The sequence below is a fragment of the Nocardiopsis sp. JB363 genome, assembly GCF_900143625.1.
Lineage (GTDB): Bacteria > Actinomycetota > Actinomycetes > Streptosporangiales > Streptosporangiaceae > Nocardiopsis.
Genome location: NZ_FRFF01000086.1, coordinates 1 through 4,974, shown reverse-complemented (window position 1 = coordinate 4,974; position 4,974 = coordinate 1). Strand labels below are relative to the sequence as shown.

Below are 4,974 nucleotides of genomic sequence, written 5' to 3'. Positions count from 1 at the left end.
GGCGGGTAGGGCGGTCGACGTGGCAGGGGGCCTCGCGGTTGGGGGTCCCGGCGAGCGTGACTTTGGTTGGGGGAGGCCATGGCTGGAGAGCTCAACGGCCGGACGGTGGCGATTTTGGCCGCCGATGGGGTCGAGCAGGTGGAGTTGGTGGAGCCTCGTCGGGCTCTGACCGAGGCGGGGGCCCGGGTGGAGTTGGTGTCGCTGAAAGCGGGGTCGATCCAGGCGATGAACGGGGACATCGAGCCGGCCGATCGGTTCGATGTGGACCGTGAGGTGGCCGGTGTGGGGGTGGATGACTACGACGCCCTGGTGGTGCCGGGTGGCACGGTCAACCCCGATAATCTGCGTGCTGACAGTGACGCGGTGTCGTTCGTGCGTGACTTCGTGGCCGGGGGGAAGCCGGTGGCGGCGATTTGTCACGGGCCCTGGATCCTGGTGGAGGCCGATGTGGTGCGCGGGCGTACCGTGACCTCCTATCCCAGTATCCGTACCGACATCCGTAACGCGGGGGGCACGGTGGTGGAGGAGGAGGTGGTCACCGATCACGGTGTCACCACCAGCCGTGATCCCGGTGACCTACCGGCGTTCTGTGCGCGTATCGTGCGCGAGTTCGCGGGCTGAGGGAAAAATGAGGTGGGGCCACCCGATCGGATCGGGTGGCCCCACCATCTTTTTCGGGGTCTTACTCGGCTTCGGGGTCGTCGGGGTGGCGGCGCAGGTGCACCACCGCCGCGACCAGGCCGCCCCAGAGCACGGCGATGGAGATGACCATCATGACGATGGCGCTGGTGGACATCAGCGGTCCCCTTCCTTGTCATGGGCGTTGTCGGTGGCGGGGTCGATGCCGACCTGTTCGGGCTCTTCCAACTGAACGGGTGTCTGCTCGTCCTCACTCTGGTGGCGGGCGGCGTCGTCGCGGGCGATGGCGTCGGCCCTCTTCCAGGGGAAGCAGGCCACGATGATGCCGAAGACGATGGCGCCGATGGCCACGCCCCATCCGGCGGCCAGCAGGAACCCGGTCGGGTAGCCCTCGTAGTTCTCGGTGAGTTCGATGCGCAGGCTGTCCCACATCATGATGCCGAGCAGGATCGGGGTGATGGCTCCCAGGGTGATGCGCCACCAGGTGCCCAGGTGGATGGAGGAGACGGCGTTGGCGTGGGCCTGGAAGAGCTTGAGTCGGCGCACGCCCCAGGAGACGAAGATGACCAGGACCAGGCCGGCCAGTGCGATGCCGTACTGGTTGATGAAGCGGTCGAAGACGTCGAGGAAGTGCAGTCCCTCGTGGGTGGGGAAGAGCAGGATCGAGGCCAGGGCGGTGGCGCCGCCGACCAGGGCCACGGTCTGGGTGCGGCCCAGTCCGGTGCGGTCCTGGACGGCGGAGATGATGACCTGGACGATGCTGATCAGTGAGGTGACGCCGGCGATGGACAGGCAGGCGAAGAACAGTACGCCGAACAGGGGCCCGCCGAAGGGCAGGCTGGAGATGATCTGTGGGAAGGCGACGAAGGCCAGTCCGATGCCGGATGTGGCGACTTCGTCGACGGCGGTGCCGGCGGCGGTGGCCATGAACCCGAGGGCGGCGAAGACGCCGATGCCGGCCAGGAGCTCGAAGGAGGCGTTGGCGAATCCGGCGACCATGGCCGATCCGGTCAGGTTGGCCTTGCGCTTGAGGTAGGAGGCGTAGGTGACCATGATGGCGAAGCCGATGGACAGTGAGAAGAACACGTGTCCGTAGGCGGCGATCCACACCTTGCCGGTGAGCATGGCCTGCCAGTCGGGTGTGAAGAAGGCGTCCAGGCCGGTGATCGCGCCGTCCAGGGTCAGCGCTTGGATGACCATGATGGCGAACAGGACCACGAGTAGGGGGATGGTGATCCTGTTGATGATCTCGATGCCGCGGCGCACGCCGATGATGAGGATGGCCAGGGTCAGGACCCACACGCCGATGAGCGGCCAGGCGACCCCGGAGACGTAACCCGAGACCAGTCCGGGTTCGGGGTTCATTTGGAGGAAGTCGTTGAAGAAGAACCCGTCGGGGTCATCGCCCCAGGCCTGGGTGATGGAGAACCAGGTGTAGCGGATCGACCAGGCGATGATGACGGCGTAGTAGATGGCCACCACGAAGCAGATGGCCACCTGCCACCAGCCCAGGGCTTCGGCGGGGCGCCAGATGCGCCGGTAGGACAGGGGCGCTGAGGAGCGGTACCGGTGGCCGATGCTGTATTCGAGGATGAGCAGCGGGATGCCGGCGGTGAGCATCGCGATGAGGTAGGGCAGGAGGAAGGCTCCGCCCCCGTTCTCATAGGCGACGTAGGGGAATCGCCAGATGTTGCCCAGTCCGATGGCCGATCCGATCGCGGCCATGAGGAATCCCGCGCGTGTTCCCCATTGCTCGCGAGGCTGTTGCCCCATGTTCAGGTCTCCTAAATCATCCCGTAGTTCGCGACCCGCACGGTAGCAGGATTTGGTTGTTCGAGCATCGTTGCGGCTGGTCTGGTGGCTGGATGTCGTTTCTGTAGGGGCTTTTGGTGTCGTTTTGTCTTGGGTCGGTGTGGGGGTGGGGGAGCCAAGGGGCGCTAACCGGGTGTGTTCAGATCGGCTGTGCTCGGGGCCCTCGCGTGCGGGGCCCGGTGGGGGCGCGCACGGTGTGCGGGGTGCGCGCCCTTGAGGGTCACCAGCGCATGTGGACCTGTTCGGCGAAGCCGTTCAGGTCTTTCACGGTCAGGGTGGTGCCCTCGTCGGTGCGCACGGTGCCCCGGTAGTGGCCGAAGCACTGGTGGGTGTCGCTGACGATCAGGCCGGTGTCGGTGCGGTCGACGCGTTCGTGGAAGGGGGTGAAGACCACGTCGACCTTGTCGGAGGCGGGGGTGTACAGGTGCCAGGGGGCGAGGAAGTTCTCGGGATCGTAGTCCCAGACGAGTTCCTCTCCGATCTTGGTGAGGTGCCCGTCCACGCACAGGGCGTTCTCGGTCAGTCCGGTGCCCTGGGTCCATTGGCCGCCGAACTGTAGGCCCAGGGTGTGGCCGTCGGTGTGTCCGGCGGCGGCGCCCCAGTTCCAGTTGATGTCGTAGGGCCAGCGGCCACGGCCGTGGTCCAGTACGCCGAAGGCGTCGGTGAAGTCGTAGGTGTGCTCGCCCAGGCGCACGGTGCCCGAGGCGGGCAGGGCGGTGTTCTTGGAGGTGTACTGGAAGCGGGTGGGGCTCCAGGGGATGACCACGCTCATGGATTCGTGGCCCGGGGGCGAGGTGATGAGCAGGTCGGCGTGCAGGGGGCCGTGGTCGGTGGTGCAGGAAAAGCGCAGGCGGGTGCCGGCGGGGGTGTCGTCGATGTGGGCGCGGATGGGGCCCAGGGCCGCGGTGGGGCCCTCGCCCAGACTGTCGGGCACGCGCACCCCGTGGCCCAGGGGGCGCAGCGCGGTGCGGGAGATCTCCACGGGTGTGGTGGGGTCCGCGTGGTCCAGGAGGTAGATCGAGGTCAGGCCCAGGTAGTCGATGTCGGCGACGGTGATGGCGATCAGGTGGGTGGGGGTGCTCACGCACCAGTATTCCCAGCGTTTGGTGCGTGACCAGCCGGGGATGTGGGTGCGGTGCAGTGGGGTGCGTGACCAGCCCACCGCCTCGGGGTTCAGGCGCCCCTGGGGGGTGCACAGGTCCACGGGTGAGGTGATCTCGCGTTCGTGTGTGGGCATGGCCGTCAAGCCTAAGGCCTGCGACGTCGGGTGCGTGGCGGGGCGGGTGTGGCCGGTGTGGCGCGAGTGTGGGGGCGGGATCGTCCTGGAAGAGGGCACGCGCCCCGTGCCGGTGCCCGGGCCAAGATCCGTGGGCGCCCCGGGCGGACGTGGATCAGCCGGGAAGGGTGCGGGCGGGGCGGTGGGGCGCGAGGTGGACACGTGCGGGGGACGCGGTGTTCGAGACGGGTGGAGCGCCGAGGAAATGGCACAATGCGGTCCATGTCGGTACGTGAACTCGTGATCTTGGGCAGTTCCAGTGCGGTGCCCACCCGTCGGCGCAACCACAACGGGTATTTCCTGCGCTGGGGTGGTCAGGGGGTGCTGTTCGACCCCGGTGAGGGTACCCAGCGACAGATGCGCATGGTGGGGCTCGCGGCCTCCGACATCACCCGGATCTGTGTGACCCACTTCCACGGCGACCACAGCCTGGGACTGCCGGGCATCGTGCAGCGCATCGCCCGGGATCAGGTGCCCCACCCCGTGCGGGCCGCCTACCCGAGTGCGGGCCAGGAGTACTGGGATCGGTTGCGGCACGCCACCTCCTTCGTGGACACCGACGTGATCGTGCCCCAACCGGTGGGCGGTGCGGGCGGTTGCGTGCTGGGCCAGGACGAGCCGTTCACCGTCACGGCGTTGCCGTTGCGCCACTCGGTGCCCACCTACGGGTACCGGTTGGTCGAACCGGACGGGTGGCGGATGCTGCCCGAGCGTTTGGCGCACTTCGGGGTGCGCGGGCCCGACATCGCCCGTTTGCAGCGCCAGGGAAGCATCCGGGTGCGGGGACGCACGGTGGAGTTGGCCGAGTGCGCCCGACCCCGACCCGGACAGGTGTTCGCGTTCGTGATGGACACCGGCGAGTGCGAACAGGCCGTGGAGCTGGCACAAGGCGCGGACATGCTGGTGATCGAGTCGACCTACCTGGACGAGCACGAGAGTTGGGCGACCCGCAACGGGCATCTGACGGCCCGGCGGGCGGGGCGGATCGCCGCGCGGGCGGGGGTGCGCCTGTTGGTGCTCACCCACCTGTCGGAGCGCTACGAACAGGACCAGGAAGGGTTGTTCGTGGCCCAGGCCGCCGAGGAGTTCGACGGGCCGGTGGTGCTCGCGGCCGACCTGGACCGGATCGCGTTGCCGGCCCGACGCTGAGGCGCGGGAACGCTCGGGCGCGTCGGTGGGTGGGCGCGGTTCCGCCTCTGACCGGGGGCACTCTCACCTGAGGGGCGGTTCCTCGGGCGGGGCGAGGT

At 68.2% G+C, this 4,974-nt stretch carries 5 protein-coding genes; 2 read left to right on the top strand and 3 right to left on the bottom strand.

Going from position 1 to position 4,974, the window contains the following annotated elements:
* Positions 1-78 precede the first annotated feature (78 nt).
* Positions 79-621, top strand: a complete 543-nt coding sequence (locus BQ8420_RS12920) for a type 1 glutamine amidotransferase domain-containing protein (protein WP_087098755.1) — start codon at positions 79-81, stop codon at positions 619-621.
* Between the two features lie 61 nt (positions 622-682).
* Here the strand turns inward: BQ8420_RS12920 and BQ8420_RS12915 are convergent, their stop codons facing one another.
* From BQ8420_RS12915 to BQ8420_RS12905, 3 genes are all read right to left on the bottom strand, one after another.
* Positions 683-796: a methionine/alanine import family NSS transporter small subunit gene (locus BQ8420_RS12915; RefSeq protein WP_087098753.1), complete on the bottom strand. Its 114-nt coding sequence runs from the start codon at positions 794-796 to the stop codon at positions 683-685.
* Positions 796-2,412: a sodium-dependent transporter gene (locus tag BQ8420_RS12910; protein WP_087098751.1), complete on the bottom strand. Its 1,617-nt coding sequence runs from the start codon at positions 2,410-2,412 to the stop codon at positions 796-798. Before BQ8420_RS12910 ends, BQ8420_RS12915 begins: the two co-directional genes overlap by 1 nt.
* A 259-nt stretch (positions 2,413-2,671) precedes the next feature.
* On the bottom strand, positions 2,672-3,688 hold the full coding sequence (locus tag BQ8420_RS12905; protein WP_087098749.1) for a DUF2804 domain-containing protein: 1,017 nt from the start codon (positions 3,686-3,688) through the stop codon (positions 2,672-2,674).
* Between the two features lie 261 nt (positions 3,689-3,949).
* Between BQ8420_RS12905 and BQ8420_RS12900 the strand changes: the two genes are divergently transcribed.
* Positions 3,950-4,876, top strand: a complete 927-nt coding sequence (locus BQ8420_RS12900) for a ribonuclease Z (RefSeq protein ID WP_087098757.1) — start codon at positions 3,950-3,952, stop codon at positions 4,874-4,876.
* Positions 4,877-4,974: the final 98 nt, after the last annotated feature.